16 protein-coding genes are annotated in these 21,961 nt (G+C 70.5%); 7 read left to right on the top strand and 9 right to left on the bottom strand.

Annotation, left to right across the window (positions count from 1 at the left end; translation table 11 throughout):
* The first annotated feature begins 12 nt into the window (after window positions 1-12).
* The 4 genes from AB0J24_RS24650 to AB0J24_RS24635 all read left to right on the top strand — a co-directional run bounded on the left by AB0J24_RS24650 (window position 13) and on the right by AB0J24_RS24635 (window position 8,922).
* Window positions 13-5,715, top strand: coding sequence for an SNF2-related protein (locus AB0J24_RS24650; RefSeq protein ID WP_358685379.1), 5,703 nt, complete (start codon window positions 13-15; stop codon window positions 5,713-5,715).
* A gap of 83 nt (window positions 5,716-5,798) precedes the next feature.
* Window positions 5,799-6,182 (top strand): Lsr2 family protein, encoded by a 384-nt coding sequence (locus AB0J24_RS24645; RefSeq protein ID WP_358685377.1) that lies wholly within the window; start codon window positions 5,799-5,801, stop codon window positions 6,180-6,182.
* A 38-nt stretch (window positions 6,183-6,220) separates the two neighbouring features.
* A complete protein-coding gene (locus tag AB0J24_RS24640) occupies window positions 6,221-7,267 on the top strand; it encodes a C40 family peptidase (protein ID WP_358685375.1) in 1,047 nt (348 codons plus the stop codon).
* Between the two features lie 1,010 nt (window positions 7,268-8,277).
* Window positions 8,278-8,922: a hypothetical protein gene (locus AB0J24_RS24635; RefSeq protein WP_358685373.1), complete on the top strand. Its 645-nt coding sequence runs from the start codon at window positions 8,278-8,280 to the stop codon at window positions 8,920-8,922.
* A 336-nt stretch (window positions 8,923-9,258) separates the two neighbouring features.
* Here AB0J24_RS24635 and AB0J24_RS24630 read toward each other — a convergent pair whose 3' ends face one another.
* The 4 genes from AB0J24_RS24630 to AB0J24_RS24615 form a co-directional block, all read right to left on the bottom strand.
* On the bottom strand, window positions 9,259-10,032 hold the full coding sequence (locus tag AB0J24_RS24630) for a hypothetical protein (RefSeq protein ID WP_358685371.1): 774 nt from the start codon (window positions 10,030-10,032) through the stop codon (window positions 9,259-9,261).
* A 279-nt stretch (window positions 10,033-10,311) separates the two neighbouring features.
* On the bottom strand, window positions 10,312-12,393 hold the full coding sequence (locus tag AB0J24_RS24625) for a hypothetical protein (RefSeq protein WP_358685369.1): 2,082 nt from the start codon (window positions 12,391-12,393) through the stop codon (window positions 10,312-10,314).
* Entirely contained in the window at window positions 12,390-13,952 is a 1,563-nt protein-coding gene (locus AB0J24_RS24620; RefSeq protein WP_358685367.1) for a hypothetical protein, read from the bottom strand. The genes AB0J24_RS24625 and AB0J24_RS24620 overlap by 4 nt, the downstream gene beginning before the upstream one ends.
* The gene (locus AB0J24_RS24615; protein WP_358685365.1) at window positions 13,949-14,359 is read right to left on the bottom strand and encodes a hypothetical protein; all 411 of its coding nucleotides are present in this window, start codon (window positions 14,357-14,359) and stop codon (window positions 13,949-13,951) included. The genes AB0J24_RS24620 and AB0J24_RS24615 overlap by 4 nt, the downstream gene beginning before the upstream one ends.
* A gap of 380 nt (window positions 14,360-14,739) precedes the next feature.
* Between AB0J24_RS24615 and AB0J24_RS24610 the strand changes: the two genes are divergently transcribed.
* Entirely contained in the window at window positions 14,740-15,156 is a 417-nt protein-coding gene (locus tag AB0J24_RS24610; protein WP_358685363.1) for a hypothetical protein, read from the top strand.
* A gap of 188 nt (window positions 15,157-15,344) precedes the next feature.
* Here AB0J24_RS24610 and AB0J24_RS24605 read toward each other — a convergent pair whose 3' ends face one another.
* The 4 genes from AB0J24_RS24605 to AB0J24_RS24590 form a co-directional block, all read right to left on the bottom strand.
* Window positions 15,345-15,989 carry a hypothetical protein gene (locus AB0J24_RS24605; protein ID WP_358685361.1) on the bottom strand — a complete coding sequence of 215 codons (645 nt, stop codon included), beginning with the start codon at window positions 15,987-15,989 and terminating at the stop codon, window positions 15,345-15,347.
* Window positions 15,990-16,107: 118 nt separating this feature from the next.
* Entirely contained in the window at window positions 16,108-17,121 is a 1,014-nt protein-coding gene (locus AB0J24_RS24600) for a bifunctional DNA primase/polymerase (RefSeq protein WP_358685359.1), read from the bottom strand.
* 441 nt (window positions 17,122-17,562) lie between these two features.
* Window positions 17,563-17,862, bottom strand: coding sequence for a hypothetical protein (locus AB0J24_RS24595; protein WP_358685356.1), 300 nt, complete (start codon window positions 17,860-17,862; stop codon window positions 17,563-17,565).
* A 200-nt stretch (window positions 17,863-18,062) separates the two neighbouring features.
* A complete protein-coding gene (locus AB0J24_RS24590) occupies window positions 18,063-19,889 on the bottom strand; it encodes a DNA cytosine methyltransferase (protein ID WP_358685353.1) in 1,827 nt (608 codons plus the stop codon).
* A gap of 363 nt (window positions 19,890-20,252) precedes the next feature.
* Between AB0J24_RS24590 and AB0J24_RS24585 the strand changes: the two genes are divergently transcribed.
* Together AB0J24_RS24585 and AB0J24_RS24580 are read left to right on the top strand one after the other, a co-directional pair.
* Entirely contained in the window at window positions 20,253-20,906 is a 654-nt protein-coding gene (locus AB0J24_RS24585; protein WP_358685350.1) for a hypothetical protein, read from the top strand.
* A gap of 30 nt (window positions 20,907-20,936) precedes the next feature.
* Window positions 20,937-21,251 (top strand): hypothetical protein, encoded by a 315-nt coding sequence (locus AB0J24_RS24580; protein ID WP_358685348.1) that lies wholly within the window; start codon window positions 20,937-20,939, stop codon window positions 21,249-21,251.
* Between the two features lie 60 nt (window positions 21,252-21,311).
* Here AB0J24_RS24580 and AB0J24_RS24575 read toward each other — a convergent pair whose 3' ends face one another.
* Window positions 21,312-21,839, bottom strand: coding sequence for a hypothetical protein (locus AB0J24_RS24575; protein ID WP_358685345.1), 528 nt, complete (start codon window positions 21,837-21,839; stop codon window positions 21,312-21,314).
* Window positions 21,840-21,961 lie beyond the last annotated feature (122 nt).

Raw genomic sequence — 21,961 nt, 5'->3', positions numbered from 1 at the left:
GAGGAGCTCTCCGTGCGCGCCCGCGAGGCGTTCGACGCCGGACGGTTCCACGACGCCCGCGAGATGCTCGACCACGCCGCGGAGCTGGACCCGGATCGGATCGAGTACTGGGACCGGGCCCGCCGATGGGTCGACGACGCCGCGACCCGGGCACCTGCCTCGCCGCGGTCCGCGCGAGCCGCCCACCCCGAGTCCGAGGTGCGCGTGGTCGCGCGGGCTCGTGGGGATGTGGTGATGCGCCGCGACCCCGACGGGCGCGTGTGGGTCCAGACCAGCGAGGCCGACACGTGGCGGGTGGCCGGGCCCGGGGAGACCACCGCGTTCGATGTCGAGACCCCGCAGTGGCGACACGAGCGCCGCCGCACCGCCGCGCAGCGGGCCGAGCGCCGGCAGGCGCGCCGCGAGCGCACCGGTGCCGACGAGCCGGTCACCCCGCAGACCCCCTCCACGGCCGGGCCGGTCGGCGCAGCTGCGCAACCGGTGCAGCCCCCGGTGCCCCCGGTGCCCCTCAACGAGGGTCCGATGCCCGTCGCCGGGGGCAGCGAGACCGTCGAGCCCGCGGCCGCCACCCGGTTCCGGCCCGGCTCGGTACGGCCACCGACCGGGTCGAAGGCCCGGATCGAGGCGAACCTCGCCGCGCTGCGCACCCTCGCCCAGATCGGCGACCGCCCGGCTACCGCGGCCGAGCAGCACAGCCTGGCCCGCTGGTCGGGATGGGGTTCGGTCCCGGAGGTCTTCGACCAGTTACGCCCGGACCTGCAGTGGGCCCGCGACCAGCTCGCCGAGCTGCTCGACCACCGCGGTATGGCCCGAGCGCGGTCGAGCATGCTCAACGCCCACTACACCGATCCCGATCTGGCCGAGCAGGTCTGGGCCGCGGTCGGCGAGCTGGGATTCCGGCGTGGCCGGGTACTCGAACCCGGCTGCGGAACCGGAACCTACATCGGGCTGGCCCCCGACGAGGCCGACGTGGTCGGGGTGGAGGTGGAATCGACCACCGCTGCGATCGCCCGGGCGCTGTACCCTCGGGCCGAGATCCGCGACGAGTCCTTCGCCGACACCCGCGCCCCGAACGGCTCGTTCGCCCTGGTCATCGGGAATGTGCCGTTCGGCAAGGTCGTGCTCAACGACAAGGTGCACAACACCGGGCGGCACTCGATCCACAACCACTTCATCGTCAAGGGGCTGCACCTGACCGCCCCCGGCGGGCTGCTGGCGGTGATCACCTCACGCTACACCCTCGACGCGCAGAACCCGGCCGCCCGCCGGGAGATGGCCGAGCTCGCCGACCTGGTCGGCGCGATCCGGTTGCCGCAGGCCGCACACCAGCGCACGGCCGGCACCGACGTGGTCACCGACCTGCTCGTGCTCCGCCGACGGGAACCGGGCCGGGAGCCACAGCCCTTCGACTGGGAGCTGACCCGCACCGTGGAACTCGACGGCGTCGCGGTCCGGATGAACGCCTGGTTCCTCGATCGCCCCGAGATGCTCTGCGGGACCCTGACCGCTTCCTCCGGCCAGTACGGTGCCGGTGAGCTGCGGGTGGTCGCCGACCGTCCGGCCGCCGAACTGCTCGCCGAGCGCCTGGCGCAGGTCGTCGACCATGCCCGCCTCCACGACCTGGTCCACGCCCCCACACTGCCCGAGCTACCCGCACCGGCGGCGCTTCCCGGACCGGCGATGGCAGCCGAGGACGGCCACATCTTCCTCGCCGAGGACGGTCAGTTCCGGCAGGTCGCGCACGGTGCGTCGATTCCGTTCGCGGTTCCCAAGAGCCGCCAGGTGGAGCTACGTGCCCTGCTCGGGCTGCGCGACACCGCGTACTCCCTGCTCGAAGCCGAGGCCGCCACCTTCGAGCACTCGGACAAGGTCGAGGAGCTGCGCGCGGAGCTGAACCGCCGCTACGACGCCTACCTCGACCGGTACGGGCCGATCAACCGGTTCACGTGGCGACGCACCGGGCGGGTCGACGACAACGGCGAGCAGGTGCACGCCCGCATCGTCGACAAGCTCGGTGGGTTCCGGGCCGACCCGCGCGCGCCGATCGTGCTCGCACTGGAGATGTTCGACCCGAGCACCGGCACCGCGACCAAGGCCGACGTGTTCACCGACCGGGTCATCACCCCGCGGGTTCCGCGGCGCGGCGCGGAGACTCCCGCCGACGCGCTGGCGATCTGCATGGACACCCACGGGCAGGCCAGCCTGCCCGAGATCGCGCGGCTGCTCGGCGTCGACGAGGACGAGGCCCGCTCCGCCCTCGGGGAGCTGGTCTTCGCCGATCCCGAACGCGACGGCGCGCTCGTCCCGGCCGCGGAGTACCTGTCGGGCAACATCCGCCGGCGGCTGCAGCGTGCCCTCGACGCCGCCGAGACCGACCCCGACACCTACACCGTGAACATCACCGCGCTGCGGGCAGCGGTCCCGCCCGACATCGCCCCGGAAGACATCGTGGCCCGCCTCGGGGCGCCGTGGATCGAGGCCCGCTACGTGCAGCAGTTCCTGCGCGAGACCCTCGAGGACCCGCGGCTGAGCGTCGAGAACCCCTACAGCACGCACTGGACGGTCAAGGGCGACGACATGTCGGTCGCGGCGACCAGCACCTGGGGCACCGACCGCTACCCCGCCCCCCGCCTGGCCGAGGCGTTGCTGGCCCAGCGTTCGATCGTCGTCCGCGACGAGGTCGACGCCGTCACCGCCGGCGGGTCCGCGACCACACGCCGGGTGCTCAACCCGGCCGCGACCACCGCCGCCCAGGCCAAGGCCGACGAACTGGCGCAGCGGTTCAGCGACTGGCTCTGGGAGGACCCGCAGCGGGCCACCGAGCTCGCGCGCGTCTACAACGACCGCTTCAACTCCGTGGTGCTGCGCACCTACGACGACGTGCAGCTCTCGCTGCCAGGACTGGCGCGGACCTTCTCCCCGAACCCGCACCAGGTCGCCGCGGTCGCGCGGATGATCTCCGAGCCGGCCGTGGGGCTCTACCACGAGGTCGGGGCCGGCAAGACCGCCGAGATGGCCATCGGCGTGATGGAGCTTCGCCGACTGGGGATGGTCCGCAAGCCCTGCATCGTGATCCCCAACCACATGATCGAGCAGTGGTCACGGGAGTTCCAGCAGCTCTACCCCCGGGCCCGGCTCCTGGCCGCGTCCTCGGCGGAGCTGGGCAAAGACGCCCGGCGGACGTTCGTCGCCCGGGTCGCGACCGGCGACTGGGACGCAGTGATCATGACCCGCGGGGCGTTCGAGCGGATCCCGATGCGCCCCGAGGCCCAGGAGGCCTACCTCGACGCCGAGCTGGACACCCTGCGCGAGGCCCTGGAACGCGGCCGCGGCGAGGGACGCAACGAGCGCACGATGAAGCAGATCGAGAAGAAGCTCCTGACCAGTGAAGAGCGGATGAAAGAGCGGATCGCCCGCGACCACGACCCTGCGGTCACGTTCGAGGCCACCGGGATCGACTACGTCGTCGTCGACGAGGCGCACGACTACAAGAACCTGCGCACGGCCAGCAACATCGCCGGTGCCTCGATCGAGGGCTCGCAGCGCGCGCAGGACCTGGACATGAAGCTGCACTACCTGCGCTCCCGACACGGGCACCGGGTGGTCACCCTGGCCACGGCCACCCCGATCGCGAACTCGATCACCGAAGCCCACGTGATGCAGCGCTACCTGCGCCCCGACCTGCTCTCCGACGCCGGCGTGTTGGACTTCGACGCGTGGGCGGCGACATTCGCCGCCACGGTCACCGACGTCGAACTGTCCCCCGACGGGTCGAGCTTCCGGATGAAGGGACGGTTCGCGCGGTTCCACAACGTGCCCGAGCTGCTGCGCATGTGGTGGGTCTCCGGCGACGTCAAGACCGCCGAGGACCTGAACCTGCCGCGCCCGGAACTGGTGGCCCGCCCCGAGGACGGCCAGCGCGGACCGCGCACCGTCCTGATCCCGCCCAGCGAGGGTCAGAAGGAGCTGCTCGGCGAACTCGGCACGCGGGCCGAGATGGTCCAGCGCCGCGGGGTGCCACCGGAGATCGACAACATGCTCAAGATCTCCAGCGACGGGCGGGCCGGCGCGCTGGACCTGCGGTTGCTGGGACGCGACATGCCACCCGGCGAGTCGAAGATCGACGTCGCGGCCGAGGAGATCGCGCGGATCTATCACGCGCACAAGGGCGACCGCTTCGTCGACGCCGACGGTGAGCCGCACCCGCGGCCCGGCGGCTTCCAACTGGTGTTCTGTGACCTCGGCACTCCCGGCGACGGGGCACGGCGAGCCGGGTGGAACGTCTACACCGAACTGCGCGATCAGCTCGTGGAGCGCGGACTGCCCCGCGGCCAGGTCCGGTTCATCCACGAGGCACCTAACGACCAGAAGAAGGCCGAGCTGTTCGAGGCCTGCCGCTCAGGTGAGGTCTCGGTACTCATCGGCAGCACCTCGAAGATGGGGGTGGGCACCAACGCGCAACGCCGCGCGGTCGCCCTGCACCACCTCGACTGCCCCTGGCGGCCCGCGGACCTGGCCCAACGGGACGGCCGGGCGCTGCGGCGGGGCAACCAGTACACCGAGATCCACCTCAACCGCTACGTCGTGGAGGGCACGTTCGACGCCTACATGTGGCAGGCCCTCGCCCGCAAAGCCGCGTTCATCTCCCAGCTGATGAACGGTCGACTCGACGTCCGCGAGCTCGAGGGCGACATCGGTGACACCGCACTGAACTACAGCGAGGTCAAGGCGCTGGCCGCCGGCAACCCGCTGCTGTTGGACAAGGCCAGGGCCGATGCCGAGCTGACGAAGCTGGAACGGCTCGAACGCGCACACGTCCACGCCCGCTCCCGGTTGCGCTACACGATCTCGCACAACGAGCAGACCGCTCCACGCATCAGCGAGGACATCGCGGCCCTGCGCCGCGCACTCGACCGGCGCCTCGACACCCGAGGGGAGCGCTTCGCGATCACCGTCGACGGGCGCCGGCTCACCGACCGCACCGAGGCCGGAGCGGTTCTGCTGGCCGCGTTGCAAGCACCTGCGCGCGGCCCGCACAGCACCCGCCCCACCGAGTTGGCCGGTGTCGTCGAGCTCGGCGGCCAGGTCTTCGACGCGCGCGTGTGGTCAGGAGGGCCGCACCCGGGATACGAGCTGGCGATCACCGACGTGGGTGCAGTGGCCGGCGTGGTGAACGGGTCGACCGAGCAGCTGCTCAGCCTCGCCGAGAGCGACAAGCCCAGCTCGCTGATCGTGCGGCTGGAGAACCGCGTCGCCGCACTGGACACACGCCTGCAGCGCGCGCAGGAGGACCTTCAGCACCTGCTCGAGGAGACCGAGCGGGCCACGGCGCAGCTGCAGCGCCCGTTCGCCAAGACCTCCGAGCTCGAACAGGCCCAGAAGCGGGTCCGCGAACTCGACGACCAGCTCGCCGACCTCACCCGTCCCGACGAACCCGCCGACGCCGACGGCGCTCCGGGCACCGAACCCGACCCCACCGAACCGGCACCGCCAACAGCGCCCGGCCCGGACTCTGCGGCGTCACCCCCCGAGCCCGCCGAGATCGAGCTCGCCACCAGCGCGGCGCGCACCGCCGCCGCCGCCCACCGGCCCCCGACCGACTCGGCGCCATCACCAAGCCACCCCGCGGAGCGGGCGGCCCCCGGCCCGGACCGGCGAACGACCGCACCGGCCACCCAGCCCGACACCGGACTGCACCTACGACGGCGGCACTGAATCTGCCAGCGACCCCGGGCCTCGCACGCCGCCGCGTGCGCGACCGACGACCACATCCGACACCACGACGAGGGGATGATGACGTGGCCAAGGTGACCACGATGCGGCTGGTCGACGACCTCGACGGCAGCCGCGCTGACGAGACGGTCGAGTTCGGCCTCGACGGCCGCCGGTACGAGATCGACCTCACCCGCGACCACGCGCAGGCCCTGCGCGCGGCGCTGACCGGTTACGTCCACGCAGGCCGCCTCGTCCCCGCAGCGGGGAACCGACCAGACAACCGCCGCGACACCGACGGCGCCGACCTGGGCGGGGACCGCAGCCGCAACCAGGCCATCCGCGCCTGGGCCCGCCGCCACGGCATCCCGGTGTCCGGTCGCGGCCGCATCTCCCACGAGGTCCTCGCGGCGTTCCACACCGCGGTGGCCTCACGGCCCGCTCACTCCGACAGCCAAGCCCACCAGTAACGTATAGATTCGACAATCTGGAATGATACGTTCTGGTCGTGCGTTCACTCGTCGTCGCAGGGGCCCTTGCGACGGGAATGGCCCTCTTCCTGATCATTCTCGTGCTGGTCGTCATCGGCGGCAGCGGCTCAGGCCGGCCGACCCCCGGGGTCCCCGGCGTGGTGTGCGCACCACCGGGGATCGACGCCTCCGAGCTGGTCGAAGGCTTCGGCCCCGAGCAGGTCAGCAACGCCGGGCTGATCGTGGCCACCGGCGCGGAGATGGGTGTCCCATCCCGGGGGATGGTCATCGCCGTGGCCACCGCCATGCAGGAGTCGGTGCTGAAGAACTACGCCAACTCCACCGTCCCGGAGTCACTGCAGCACCCGCACGAGGCCGTGGGCAGCGACCACGACTCCGTCGGACTGTTTCAGCAGCGCGAAGCCGGATGGGGCGACGTCGCGACCCGGATGGATCCGCGTCAGTCCGCGCGGTTGTTCTACGACGCGCTGCTCGAGGTCCCCGGTTGGGAGACGATGCCTCTCACCCGGGCCGCCCAGCTGGTGCAGGTCAGCGCCTTCCCCGACGCCTACGCGAAATGGGAACAGCCCGCCGCCACCCTCGTCGGCGCGCTCGAGGGCGTCATCTGCGGGCCGGGCACCGGCGGTGGGAACCTGCCCCCCGCCGACCCGCAGATCCAGCGGGTCATCGACCGCGCGATGGCCCAGCAGGGCCAGCCCTACGTCTGGGCCGGCGGCGACGCCAACGGCCCGACCCTGGGCGGCTTCGACTGCTCCGGGCTGATGGTCTACGCCTTCGCCGGAATCGGGGTCGGAGTGCCGCACCAGACCCAGGCAATCTGGGCGGCCTTCCAACCCGCGATCACCGACCCGGCCGCGCTGGCGCCCGGCGATATGGTGCTGTTCTCCTCCAACGGACAGGCCGGGGGCATCCACCACGTCGGCCTCTACCTAGGCAACGGACAGATGCTCCACGCCCCACAGACCGGGGACGTGGTCAAGGTCGAACCCGACATCTGGTCCAACCCCTACTACTCGGCCGGATTCATCGGAGCCGTCCGCGCGACCAACCCCACAGCCGCCTGACGCCCACTCAGGGGGGCAGAAGCGAAGCTGAAGTGGGTCGCCAGGTCGACCAGGCCCAGCGCAGTGCCTGGGTGAGCGCGGTGGAGCCGCTGTTGCGGGCTCGTCCACCGTGGGACGACCCAGGGGCTCCACTGCCCACCACGCTGGCGGCTTCGCGCCGAGTCCAATTGAACGGCACCGAGGGCGCGTAGCAACTCCCCGGTCCCGTGGCGTTCGAGCAAGCTCTTGTAACGACTGACGAGCGATCTGCGACTACTGGGCGACTAGCCATCAGAACAGGCAGAAGGGCCATCCTTCCGCTGTGAGGAGAGAACGCGAATAGTGGCGGCTCCGTCATACCCACTGGGACAGCTTATCTGTGCCGCGGACAGACAAGCTGGATTGTTCGTTGACGCTACTCGATGGTAGGACGCTTACGCAAGTAACCTAATCAGCAACCTGCCCTTCGAGCGATGCATCGCCATCCCGGACAAGTTTCTATTACTCTCGCGGAGACAAATGTCGCCGCGGACTCCACGATGCAGGCGGGTCGAACGAGCCTGCTCGACGCGGCGATCGAACTTGGATACGCTGTTACACCTCGTCGCGACGCAACGCGCGAAACCTAAGAACGATCCCGAATTGATCGACTGCAGCAGTCGCGACAGGACGAGCATCCTGTCGATCCGAGATCACCTCGCCGCCGTTACGGAAGATCGAGGTTTGCCGATGTTTGTGGATCAGAATCTTCTACGGATGTAATGTGCTGGCGAGTACGATCCTTGAGCAAGCAAGAGAGGGACCCGATGTCAAACAGCGCCGACGCTGAGAACTCGCGTTACCGGCAACTCGAATCAAACTTTCGATCAGGACTACCGGGCGATTTTTCTCCGAGTCTTGACGAATTCCACCTGCGTCAGGATTCTGCGCGAAGCCTTATCAGTCTAGTACGGTCTCTATTCGACGAGTCTGAGCTGCGCGAGCAACTGCTGGATGACCTCAAATATCTGGCTTTCGAAGAGAGATTGCCGATGGAGCAGCGGAAGCATCGGATTACAAGCCTCCGAGGCTTGATAGAACGCCTCTTGGACACCGATGCCGCGACGGAGGAATTTCAATATCGTGCAAGGATTCTAATAACCGATCTCGAGTCGATGGTAGCGGACGACACGCCTACGACCCCACGCGCAGTGGCAATAATATATACCGATGGCGATGAAGGCGACGGGCGCGCCCTCGAAGAGGCAGTGCTAGCTTTTGCGAGGCAGCACGACGTTGAGCTAATTTCGGCCGACGATCCGATCGAGGGGTCTTGGTACCACCGTCTATGGCTCCGCACTCGCATAATCTTTGGAAGTGTAGAGGCTCATGGCGTATACGAACAAATGTACGGGTCCATAATTGCGCACCTCGAAGAGAAGTCCGCTCAGGTCGACTCTCTGAAGTCGGAGTCTGCAGCGAAACTCATTGAAGCGGTCCGGGCGCAGGAGCAAGCTGTAGTGCTTCTCGGACGACTTCTGATAGTAAAATTCGGATCACGACTAATCGTCACCAACATCAGCGTTGCGCATGCCGAAAAGCTGAAGACCGACCCAATGTTCGGTGAGCCAGCAGAGGTGCTGAAGCTCCTCTTCGAGGCAACTGAGTCCGTGCCTAAGCTCCAACTAGAAAACTGAGACAGTTCTCGGTAGGTCTGGAGTGGAAAGCGGTAGCGCGGCACGATTGGCAGGCAGGCGTCCAGCTCACCAATCGAGTGAAACAGCCCGCGGGACCGTTCTTCGTGGAGTTTAGGCGCACCCAGTAACAGCCCTTCGCGTATGGACTGTGCATCGGAACGCCTAGTTCTAGAGTAGTAGCGCTGAGCCTTGATGGGCTCTTCCGCTGACCTCACTCAGCACCCGTGGGGTGCTGTTCACTGGCACCGGCCCCTGGCGGACCTGCAGTTGCATGCTGCCCCCGACCCGCGTACGACCTCCGCCGGAAGTTGGTCCCGCTGCGCTGAGGTGATGGACTCACACCCGAAGCGGTGCTTCGAGCGCCTCACGGACCTGCTCGGCGAGGTCGGTCTCGTCACCGACCAGCCTCGTGGGCTCCTCGGTGGTGTTCGGGGTGATCGTCACCCCGGCGGTGAACTCGTCGCCGTCGAGCAGCACCGGGTCCGCGATCGCATGGGAGAGGTCGACGTGCCCACCGAACAGCGCCGCACGGTCGATGCCTCGCAACCGCAGGGTGCCGCCGACCAGATGGCGCAGGCTGGTGCGCTCGGCGACCTCGCTGGCGGAGAGGTCCAGCTCGCCGAAGACCGCGGAGGCCGACAGATCCAGGGACCCGTCGATCGTCGCCGCGCGCAGCGACAGCCGCCGTTCCACCGAGACATCGCCGGCCAGGACGTCCCCGCCGAAGTAGGCCTCGGTGGCATCGAGGCCACCCCACGACTGCAGGGACAGGCGCGTGGTGCCGGTCAGCCGGGCCCGGACCAGGCTCAGCTCACCGATCGTGATCCCGTCGAGGTCCAGGTTGTGCAGCTGGGTGTCGCTCAGGTCGATCGCCGTCGTGGCTCGGCCCCGAACCAGGCCGGGCCGCGCGACCCGCTTCAGATGCGCACACAGCCGGTGCTGCACCGCCCGCGCGACGCGTTCGTCGCGCAGGGCCGGGTCGCGCCTGAGGTGGTCGCACCACACTGCGATGACTGCATCCGAGCTGGCCCGGTCGCGGCGCGCGATCGTGGCGAGCTCCTCGACCGCGCCCAGGGCGCTCACCAGATCCGGGCCCTCGAGTCGCGCCACGCACTCATCGACCCCGCTTCGCGCGAGCGCCGCAACCCCGGTGTCACCGGCGCGCGCCACCACTTGCGGCGGGCTGGTCGGGCGCACGCGGGGACGCAGCGCGACGAACCCTGCGATCGCGATGGCCACCGCCGTGGCCCCGATCGCAGGGAACAGCCACAGGCCCGGACTGGCGAACCCGGCCACCACACCGATCCCCCCCACCTCCGCCTCCCTCCTGCTCCGCCGCCCTGCTACGTCCGATCGGCCGCCGCCTGTGGCCCGATCCGACTCGCCAGCTCAGCGGGTCGGTCGTGGCCCCCGCGGCAGCTGCTGCGCCTCCGGCACCGGTGGCGCCGAGCCCACCGCCCCCGGACGCGGCCGGGACTGCGCAGAGGGCTCCGCGGCCGCCACCGGCGGCCGGTGCGCGAGCTCGGCACGCAGTGCGGCCGCGGTCGGCGCCCCGGTCTCCTCGGCGTGGGCCAGCGCGCGATCCCCGACGGCGCGTCGCTGCTCGGCTCCGGCCTCGACCTGACCGATGAGATCCTCTCGCGGGCGGGTGCCCGGGTCGTCGAGCGTCTGTGCATCCACCGCGGCCTGTTTCTCGGCCTGCTCGGCACGGCCCCGCGCCTGGCCGGCCCGGTGGAACCGCATCCAGACCTCCCCCGGGTCCGGGGCGGCGAGGATCTGCTCGATGTAGTCGTCGTCCTCGACCGTGCCCGCCCCGCGGGACATCTCCAGCGCGGCACGATCGACGGCGTTGGTCGGATCAAGCTGATAGATGTCGAAGGGCGGCTCGGGCACGCCATCGCGCATCGCCTCGGTGATCACACCGCCCGGCGCCGCCACGAACACCCTGGTGGCGTCCCGAACCCGCGTGGTGTGCTCGGCGTCGCGGCGCGACCTCTCAGACTCGCCCATCTGCTGGGCCTGGTTCTCGCGGAACTCTATTCCCCTCCGCAGGACGGTCTTCAGATACGCGGCTGGAGTCGCTCTCGACGGGAGACGCGCATCGACCGACTGAGCAGTCTGGGTCAGCTCCTCCACGATCGGGGCACCCTGCGCCTTCCACGCGAGCAGCTGCTTGGCCAGCCCGGGCCATGCCTGGCAACCGATCACCGAGTCCGCGGCCTCCGGCGAGAAGTGCCGACGGATCATCCGCTCGGCCGACCCCAGGTCCGGCCCGGACTTGCCGATCCCGGTCGCGGCCTCCCCCGCCGCCCGTCCCGGCTCGTAGGAACTCGTCGCGTCCGTCGGAGCCGAGCGCACCCGCCTCTCCAACACCGACCGCAGATACGCCGCGGGATGGTCGGCTTGGTTGATCTTCTCCGCCGGGAGGTCGACCAGCAGGGCATCGAGATCATGGCCGTCGGAGCGCAGATCGGTCAGCTGGGCCCGTAGATGACCGAAGTACTTGCTCCGCAACACCCCCTCGCGGTCCACGCCCGCGTCCCTCAGTCCCTTGTCCAGCGCCTCATCGACCTCCCTGGACACGATCGGGTCGACCGGGTCAGCGTCGACGACGTGCAGCTTGTCGGCCGTTCGTTGCACCATCTGGTCCACGAAGTCAGCCAGGCGATGCCGCTCCACGGCCTCGTACTGCTGGCGAATCGCACCGAGATCGAGTCGCCTCAAGACATCGGTCATCGAGTACCCGCGGTCCTCCAACCCTCGCAGTCTCACAGCCAACCTGTTGATCGCCTCGTACTGCTCGTCGGGGTCCTCCCAATTCCAGTACGGGTTGGGCTTCATCGCCGCCGCAGCCAGATCGAAGTCATTCGGCCAGGCCTCACGCAGGTTCTCCCACACCCGCTGACGCAGCTGCCAGGGTTCTTCGCGGACCTCGGTGCGGGCGTGCTCGGCCCGCATGTGTCCGTAGGTGCCCAGCTCGCCGAGGTCTTTGAGGGTGCGCTGCTCTCCCTCAGTGACCTCGTCGCGCAGCCGCAGAGCGGTCTCCTTGTCCGCGACCACGAACACCGACAACGACTTCTCGCCGTACGCACCGTGCGCCCACAGGCCCCACGCACCGTGCATCCCCGACGGGGAATCCTCCGGCATCGGCCCCGTCGACGTGTGCACCGTCCAGCCGAACTGCGGTTCACGGCTGGACTTGTCTTCGAACCCCGCCGGGTCCCGCTGCCGCGCGGCCCGGAACGCGGCCTCGTCGGCCGCGGCCATCGCCCGCACCCGCGGATCGAGATCGTTCGCGTAGCGCTGAGTCGCCCGAGCTGCCGCCCGCTCCTGACTCCACGCCGTCCGCTCCTGGTTGACCCGGTGCTGCCGTACCGCGCCCGCAGCGACCAGCATGAACTGCATCCACGCCTGGACCTGGTCGCGACCGAGACCCAGCAGCGGAACGTCCTGATCGACCGGACCTGTCATCGCCCTCTCCCTCGCCCCTGGCTCTCCTGATGCGCCGGCTGGTGAGGACTCCACGCCCCCTGCGGACCCGCCGAGGGAGACTGCGGGCGCTGCCCGGCCGACCTCTGAGCACTCCGACGTCCCGGCCCGCTCGACGCCGCGCGCGGTCCGCTCCTGGGCACCGAGGCACGCAGCACCCCGCAGCTGCGCTGCGCTGCGCGGGCCTGCGCCAACCGCGACTGCGCTTCCCGCAGCGCCGCGACCTCGGCGACCAACGTCGCCAGTGCCAGCACCAACCGTGCCCCGTCGCCCTCACCATGACGGCCCACGGTCCGCACCGACGCCAACCGCCACGCCGACTGCCGCAGCGTCTGGGCCACCGGGGACCACCGCGCCGGCAGCACCTGCTGCGGCACCCGCACCGCCCGGTCGAACTGGTCACCCGCCTCCCGACGGACCCGTTCGCCCGCGTCCTGCCGACCGGTCACCACCCCGACCGCGGACAACATGTCCCCGGCCGCATGGGCGATACCGTCAGCACTCACCCCGGTCTCACCCGACGCCAACGTCGCCGTGGCGTGCTCCATCGCCGACACCGCCTCGTCGATCACGGCCACCCGCTCCTGCGGAGCGACCGAGGCCCGATGCCTGCGCCCGGCAGCAGGAGCAACGGGCGCCGGTGGCGGGGCCGAACCCCACCGCCGGACCAGATTCGGCAGCGACAGGTCACGGGCCAACGTCCGCCCGGAGAACCACACCGGCTGCCCGGTCGCGGTCACGTCCCCCGGCGCCGCCACCGAGTAGCCCACCATCGCCGCGCGCTCCCCCGCCTGCCCCTCGGGGCCGCGACGGGCACGCACCAGCACACCGAGGTCCTTCAACGCGGCCACGAACCCCTCCGGGTCGCGGGCCTGCACCGCCGCGACCCGCGACATCCGTCGCAGCCACTCCCGCGAGGTCTCCTCCACACCCCGGCGCAGCGCCTTCTCCTGCTCGGCCTGCGTCGGCCCGGTCACCGAGCTGCGATCCGCGGCCGCTGTGGGCGCCAACCCCAGCTTCCGCTCCCAGTCCCGGCACGTCTCGCGCGCCCGGACGAAATCCCGGAACGGGTGCACCCGCTTCCCGGACTCCTGCCGGACCAGCACCGCCGCGACGTGCACGTGGTCGTCGGCGTGCCGGATCGCGACCCAACGGCACCCGTCGAGGTCGCCCCGCAGCGCGATCCCGGTGCGGTCCATCAGGTCCTCGACCACCTCGGCCCACTGCGCGTCCGACAGCACCGGGTCCCCCGGCGCGTTGCGCAGCGAGCAGTGCCACACCGGCCCCCGCGGCACCCGGCCGGCCTCGGCACTCGGCTCCCGCAACCCGACCCCCGCCGCGACCGCCGGAGCGCTGACCGCCCCGACGAGACCACGCAGATCCCACGAACCGTCCACGTCCTGCGCCGGCTGATGCTTCTCCGGTGCCCCGTCCCAGCTCGCGACGACCCGCTGTCCGGTGTGCTCGTTGAACCGTCCCGGCCCCATCAGATAGCGGATCAACCCCTCGGCCCGCCAGCCACGGCTCACCTTCGCGATCACCGTCGACTCCCCGACCGCCGCACCTGCGTCGCCGCACCGTTCACCTGCCGGTCCACCTCGGCCACGGTCCGGTCGATCCGCTCCACTGACCGCGCCACCATCGCCAAGACCTGACCCGCTGTCGACTCCAGCGTGCCGTCGGTGTTCGCCACCCGAGCGACGTCGTTGAGGTTTCCGCCGATGTTGCGCAGTACCCGCCGGTCCTCCATCAGCTCCGCGCGCAACCCCATCAACCGCTGCATCCGCGATCCAACCGCCCCGGCCGACGCACGGGAGCCCTGGCCACCCCCCGATTCGGGGAGCTCGGCCGCCCGCGCCGCCGCATCGGCCACCCACGCGCCCGGGGCCATCGCCGCCCGCGCCGCCGCCGCCTCGATCGCCGCCCACTCCAACTCCGAGAACGACACCGTCGCCGAGTGCGGCCGGCCCCCCTCCGCACGAGCACGCCGAGTGCGAGCCATCGAGACCCCTCCCCCGCTTCCGTGCGCCACCGGGTGATCTGCGGGCTCCTCCGAGCGCGCGGCTCACCTGAACCTGGCACTCACGATCTCACGCCTCCCGCTCGGCCCGGTGTTTTCCTTAGGAAAACACCTAACTTGCTCCGCCTAAAACGGCGGACAGCCGGTCGCCGGCGCCGCGCCCGGCCGGCTGCGATCACCACCTGCCCGCTCCCGTTCCGATCCCACCGTCCCCCACCCGCCGCTCGATGAGCACAGGCGCCGCCACGGCACCGAGGTGTATAAGTCATCGTCGCCTGTTCGATACACATGGCGGTACAGTCCGCCGCATGAACACGCGTGGGGCGACGACGTCGAAGGCCAAGACGCAGGCGCGCAAAGCTGCCCAGGACCTCCTCCAGGCTCGGATGCGTCCGATCACCCGACTCGCTGAGCTCGGAGTCGAGGTGGAGGCGGCGCGCACCGAGATCGAGGCCGCCCGTGAACGGTTCCGCACCACGCAGGAGGCCTACGCCGAGGGCTACCGGGCGGCGCGCGAGGCCGGGTGGAGTCCTGGCGAGCTGGAGGAGATCGGGTGCGGTGCGCAGCCGGCCGGTGCTGCGCTGCGCTCCCCGTCGCGCCGCACCGAGCCCAGCGACGATCCGACAGCGGCGGACGACGACGACGCGAACGAGTCGATCCCCGCGCTGCAACCCACCGATCTCGACGCCGCGCACTCGGCACCGTCATCGGCCACGGCCGAGTAGGCCGCCGGCGCCCGGGCCGGGGTCGTGTGTGTCCACGCCGCGAGGCACCGCAGCGACCACACGGGTTCAGTGGCAAGTGATCACGCAGCGCCAGCGGAGTGATCACGCGGCAGCCCGGGGGTCCCCAGCGACCCGTCGGGGTCGTCACCGCCGGCTCGCAGCACCAGGCCGGTGCGACGGACCCGGGATCAGCCCGTCGCGCGGGCGTGCCCGGCCCGGCCCGGCCGGCGACGCCGGTCGCCGAACCCCCACAGGGCCCGGCGACGCCAGTGCACCCGCCCGGCGGGATCGGTGTACTCCGGGGACGGAAAGTAGTCCCCGTTGCGCGAGCGGAAGCTGCGGATCGTCGACTCGGTGCGGTAGCCGAGCACCCGGGTCGCCTCGGCGATGTCGACGAGTTCGTCCGGATCACCACTGCGGTCGAGCGGGGTGAGCGTGGCGTGCTTGGCCGCCTCACGCGCCGTGTACCACGCCTCGACCGCCTGCAGGTCGAAGTAGAGCCACCGCCCGACCCGGTGCACCGACTCAGGATGACCGCTGGACCGACGCCGGTGATAGAGCACCGACAGCCACTGCGCGTCCAGGCCGTAGCGCTGGGCCATCCCGCGGCGGCTGATCAGGGTGCGGCCCTCGTGCTCGATCGTGGCCGGTGGCGGCTCCCGACGCCGTGCGGCGTCGACGTACTCCCGCATCTGCTCCAGGTCCCACCACAGACGACGACCCTCACGGTGGACGGGTTCGGGGTGCCCGGTCACCGCCCGGTCGCGCCACCATCTCCGCGCCGTGGAGTCGCCGACTCCCAACTCCGCGCAGAACACCGCACGCGTGACCACGACACGACCGTCGCGCTCGAAACGATCGGGCGCACGGACCCCGGGCCGGCGAGCAGGAGGCATCGGGGCGATCCTAGGAGCTGCGCGGCTGCGCCACCGTCGCTGCAGCACCCACAGCTCAACGGCGGTCCCGCAGGTCCGCCTCGGTGATCACGCGCGGGCGCTTCATCCCGTAGTCGAGGCCGTTCTCGACCGTGGTCCGCACCTCGTGTGCAGTGGTGCGGCTACGGATCCGCCCGCTCGTCTGGTCGATGCTCGATCCGACGTGGGTAAGCGCCACCTCCAGCAGACGATCCAGCGCGTCCTCACGGGTCAGGTGCCCGCCCCCGACCAGACTCCCGAGCTTCAACGCGGCATCCAGGCGAGCCTTGTGCCGCTTGCCCACGCCCTTGGGCACCGTCCGCAGCCTGTCCAGCTCGTCCTCGACGATCCGCTTCACATAGGCCTGCACCCGTCGTGTCCCGCACGCCGCCGCCTCCCCCGCCGCACGCGCCACCGGAGGTGATGGTGCCGGCACCTGCGGGCCGGCGGCGAGCAGCGCGGCGAGCAGCCACTGCGGCAGCGCCGCGATCGGGCGGTCGTTCAGCGCGCGGTAGACACCACCTCCGCGGCGCGACGACGTCGCCGCCACGATGTAACCGCCCCCGGCTCGCACGTCGATCAGCGGAGCCACACGCCGCTGCGAGTTCCTGACCTCGACCTCGTCCGGCGCACGGAAATACCAGTGCTGGCCGCCCGAGGGACTAGACACGCGGTAGGTGTCGAGCGGGAGCTTCTCCCCGGCTGCAGCCGCGAGCAGGCGCAGGACCTCCAGCCCGTGCTTGCACCTCTCGTACGGCGCCTCGGGCGGCTCCTGCTCGTCGGGCTTGCGCGGATCCAGGTCGACGACCACCAGCCGTGACGGACGCGTCGCGATACCGATGTTGAAGGGCCGCTCCGCCCACCACCGCGTGATCGTGCCCGGGTCGCGAGTGGCTTCGTTCTCCCAGTCGGGCACCGCGGGCTTCTTCGTGCCCGGCTGCAGCGGGAACACATACATCCCCGCCGCTGCCGCCCGCAACGCCTGCCTGCCGAGCCGGCCAAGAGCAGAGCCTCCACCCGCGGTCGGCTCGGACTGCGCCTCGCTCGCCATCGCCCCACTCCTCCAGCCCGCGCCCCGGTCCCGGAGACCCGCACACGGCGGGCCCGGGGACCGAGGCGACTCACCCGACGTCGACGGCCTGCGACGGACACCACGGTTCGCACGGCTGCCCCGCCCGGGCCCCGCACAGATCCGCTGCCCCCTCACACGATGTCGAGGCGATCACCGCCGCCTTCGCCGCACCGGGCACACCCGCACCGACACCCACGGAGCCGGAAGTCGCGTCGCAGACCGACTCCGCGCCGCCCGGGTCCGACCAGTCCGAGGTCCTCACCATTCCACTCTCCGCTCTTGTCATCTTAGATTTTACAGCACAACGTCGGGTTGAGATAGCCGTTGACCTGGGTGTATGTCCCGACCTACACCGCGGGGCGTGCCCGCCGGTCAACCTAGGGCGGCGGTGTTCTCGCTCGCTGTGCCTTCGGCCGTGCATCAGGTCCTCGGTCGGACACCGGCGACCGGGTAGCCGCGCTCGTCGTGCTCGGTCTGGCGGAAGAACCGCCCGCACTGCGGGCACGCCATCGTCTGATGGTTCTGCCAGCCCCGGGGAGGGGCGTCGAGGCTGTGCGGAGTTCCGTCCTGGTGGGCGAAGCAGAACCCCTCACCGCCACAGACCTCGTTGCCGCACGGGCACTGTGTGTCATCCCCCGCAGGTGCCTCGAAGTAGGCCGGTGGGCCACCGCTGGCCTCGGGTGCCTGGTCGTCCCCGTCGTGGCGAGCTTCGTTCGTCATCGTGGTGCTCCTTCCGTCGTAGCGCTACTGGTGACTTGCCGTTGCAGCGTGTGCGCTCGGTGGTCCGCGGGAGCAGGTGCTCCGCCGCTGTCTCGTCCACCTCGAGCGCCGCGCCGCGCGCAGGGCTGGCACGCACCACCGGTCGATCCCACCGACCGTGCCAGGGGCGGGTGGGATCGGCCGGTGGTGGCGTGGTGCGGCTACCGAGGTGCAGGACCGGTGACGCTGGTCCCGGTCACGGCCTCGACGAGGCACGCGATGAGGTCACGCGAGACCGGCGGGGTGACCGCGTTGCCGCACATCTTGACCTTGTCGCGGGAGCTGGTGCCGAGCAGGACGAACCCGGGCGCGAACGCCATGCCGAGCTTGACCTCCTCGGCGAGCAGCATGCGGAATCGGCAGTCCTCGACGCGGATACCGGTCTCCATCACGGCGTCCCCGTCGACGGCGGTCTGGGTGGGCATCGGGCGGTCGGTGCCGCGCAGCGCCCCGGAGTCGTAGGCGTAGAGCACGTCGGGGTCCCAGCAGACCAGCGACTGGTGTCCGGCCGTGGTGATCGTGCGGGCGGGCTCGTCGAGCGGCGTGCACATCTCCGCACCCCCGGTGTTGTTGCGCATGAGCATGGCCAGCCCGTGGTGATTCCCGCTCGCGGCGAAGGTGTCGAGCGGATCGTGCACGGTCTTGGCGCGGTTGTTGTTGCGCAGTGGGATGACCACCACGGCCTCGGCATCGCGGGTGGTGCGGGTGCGCATCGGTTCGCTGCTCGGGCGGGGGTCGGTGTTCCAGGTGCCCCCGCAGGGAACCAGGAGCGCGTTCTCGTTGCGTGCGGTCTGCACGCGCATCGGCCGGCTGAGCGGCTGAGCGGCCTTGCCCTCACGACCCTCGACCGGGACCACCAGTCCCTCGAGGGCGCCGGTCTGCTGCTCGGGGATCAGCCGCAGCCCGGCGGTGGCCTCCGCGCGCATCAGCGGGGCGTGAGCGATCGCCTTCGACGGGGTGGTGTGCATCGTGCGCAGTGGGTCCTCGATCGGCCATGTGCGCACACCGGGACGGCGTTCGAAGGTGTTCCCGGCGGCCTCCAGCACGATGGGGCGACCGGCGTAGCGGCGCAGACCTGCCTCGATCCGTGCGTAGGTCTTCGGCTTGAGCGGCCGCGCCCGGTCACCGATGCGCTGGCCGGGATTGGACAGGTCGATCGCAGCGGCCGCCGGGAGGACGTAGGGCTGGACGACGTCGTTGCGGCAGCTCACCTGCGGGCAGCGGAACACGTACTGCTGGCCATAGGCACCGTGCGGTCGTCGGGTGTTCTTCGGGGCCCGCATCGCGGTGACGACCTCACCGCAGGTCGGGCACCAGGCACGCGGACGGGTCCAGCGCTCGAAGTCGGGCCTGCGGTAGCGCTCCTGCCAGAACGCGACATAGACGCGGTCGCGAAGCTGCGGGGCGGGCGCGCCGAGCTGGTGTGCGAACGCGCTGTTGAGGGTCAGGACCTCGTGCCGATAGCCCTGTGCCCGCATCCGCGCGATCCACTTGGGGAAGTAGGTCCACTTCAGCAGCGGGAGGACGTTCTCGACCACCACAGCCTTGTACCGGTGGTGCTCGGCGAAGCGCGGCACGTCGTGCATGAGCGCACGGGACCGTTCGCGCGCTTCGTCGGCCAGCGGGGGCTCGTCCTCGGCGTCCTCGGTGCTCGCCAGATCGAACAGCGTCGGCTCGGTCGCCTGCTCGGCGAAGTCCTGACGCTCGCCACGCGCCTGCGACCAGAAGGTGCACGACGGCGATGCCCACAGGCCATCGGTCGTCGGGTACCGCGTGGGGTCGACCTCGGCGATGTCGGCGACGTCGTGATCGACGTGCGGCATGTTGTGGTTGTGGGTCTCGATCGCCAGGTCCCAGTGGTTGCAGGCCATCTGGACGACGTTGCCCGGCACGCTCTCGATGCCGGAGGAGGATCCACCCGCTCCGCAGAACAGGTCGGTCCAGCTGAACATGCCCCACGGACTGCGGGCATGGTTGATCACGTACATGGGATTCCTTCCCCGGGCTCCAGGATTCGACTGCGGGTCGGAAGGGATTTGCCGTTCCCCTCTGACATGTATGATTCTACATCGCCACTCTGGTTGTCAGCAACGTTTTTGGCCGTATTTCTGCTGGTGAGAGTGGGTTTCTCGGACCGAGGAGTCTGGATGGAACCGGGTCAGCAACAGCGGCCGCCCAGCGACGGGGCCGGCCTCTCACGCATGGGTGGGGTCGGTGGCCAGACCCCGCAGGGTCCACCTCCGGCAGCGCCGGGGCGTCGGCAAACAGCCACCGACCCCGCCGACCGGCCCGCAGTCCGGGACGTCTGGAGCCTTCCCGTGTCCGGCCGTGTCGGCTGAGACCTCACCGTAGTGGGGGCCTCGGCCGGTGAGCGACACATTCGTTTCCCGCGCGGTGCAGGTCTTGTCGACTACCCGATGCAGGGGCCAAGCTCGGGGGATGAACGGCCCGGACTCGTCGTGGCCAGACCGGCGCAGCTCCCCCGACAGCGCGGCGCTGGGTTCGGGGTCGTGATCGGACCCGACGGCTCGCAGCCGCTGATGACGATCGACGCATCGCCCGGTGTGTATTCCGCGCCGGGTCAGCGGCGGGCCGTTGCGACCCTGACGCTGGTCCCCCGCCTGCAGGTCCTTACCGGGGACCTCCACGCGGGCGCTGAGATCGTCGACGCCGTGCTGGCCGCGCTGCTCGGTGACGGTTTCGCCCTCGTCGCGGCTCTCAACGCCGATGGCCTGGCCCAGCTTCCGCTGATCCCCGGCCGGGCGGTGTTCAGCCCGCGCGAGGGGGCCCTGCGGATCACCGCGGGCTGCCTCGACTACGACGGCGATATCGGCCCGGCCGCCCCGGCCGGCTGGGCGCGCACCGCCGGGCAACACCGAGCACTGGTCGTGCTCGTCGCCACGGGGATCGACCTGCATGCCCCCGACCGCACCGCGCGCATCGATCAGGCCCGGGCCGGCGGCTGCCTCGTCGGCGGCCGTCTCGGTTTCACGACCGAGGCCTGAATCCCAGCCGACTTGTGTCACTGTGGACCGGTGCAACACGCTGACGCGCGCCGCGGGCAGCTGGTCAAGTTCACCCCGGGGCACCCCAACCCCGCTCCGTTACACCCCGAACATCCGGGCATCATCTCCGATGTCCTTCCCGGTGTCTTCGGCTACGTCATGGTCAGCTGGGTCGACCGGGAGGGAACCGTCGGCGACCAAGCCGTGTACGAGGCAGCCTGGGTGACTCCCATCAGCCGGGACGAGTACGACGCCCTGGCCGCGAGAAGCCGCAAGCTGGACCAACAGCACGGCGTGCCGCCACAGCTTCCGAACCTCCGCCACACGACCCCGGCCGACCAGTAGGCGAAACAAGAACTCGACCGGGAACCACCCCGGGACGCTTCCGGGTCGCCACCCGGTGGTTCACCGAGCGCTGCGTCCGGCGCGGCCGGGTCTGGTGCGGCTCTCGGCGAACTCCCAGAGGGTGCGACGGTGATACAGGCGGTGCCCGTCGGGATCGGTCGCGTCCGCCTCGGGGAAGTACCCCTGATTGCGCGACAGGTAGGCGCGCAGGGTCCCGGCATCGCGGTAGCCGAGCACCCGTGCCGCCTCGGTCAGCCCCACGAGCTCGTCGGGGTCACCGCTGCGGTCGACGGCGGTCAGACTCGCCCGTTGGGCGGCCTGGAACGCCTCCCACCACACGTGGAAGGCCTCTCGGTCGAAGTAGTCGCTGCGGCCGCGGCGCAGCACGGCGTCGGGGTGTCCGCTCTCGGCGCGCTGGCTGTGGAGGCTCTGCAGGTACCTGGAACTGACCCCTGTCTGGCGCGCAAGAGCCCGGCGCGTGCACAGGGTCCGCCCCTCGTGCTCGATCTCGTCCGGCTCGCCGACCGCCTCGATGAACTCGGCCATGGCCTGCTCGTCCCACCACTGGCGGCGACCTTCACGTAGCACGACCGGCGGATGGTGGTTGTGTCCGCGATCTCGCCACCACCGCTCGGCAGTCGACTGGCCGACGTCGAACGTCCGACAGATCTCAGCTCGTGTGAGGACGGTACGGCCGTCGATGACGTGGC

Origin of the sequence: Pseudonocardia sp. NPDC049635, from assembly GCF_040659795.1 — a bacterium.
Taxonomy (GTDB): Bacteria; Actinomycetota; Actinomycetes; order Mycobacteriales; family Pseudonocardiaceae; genus Pseudonocardia.
Note: the sequence above shows the minus strand (reverse complement) of the source record. Positions and strands in the feature narration are given on the sequence as shown.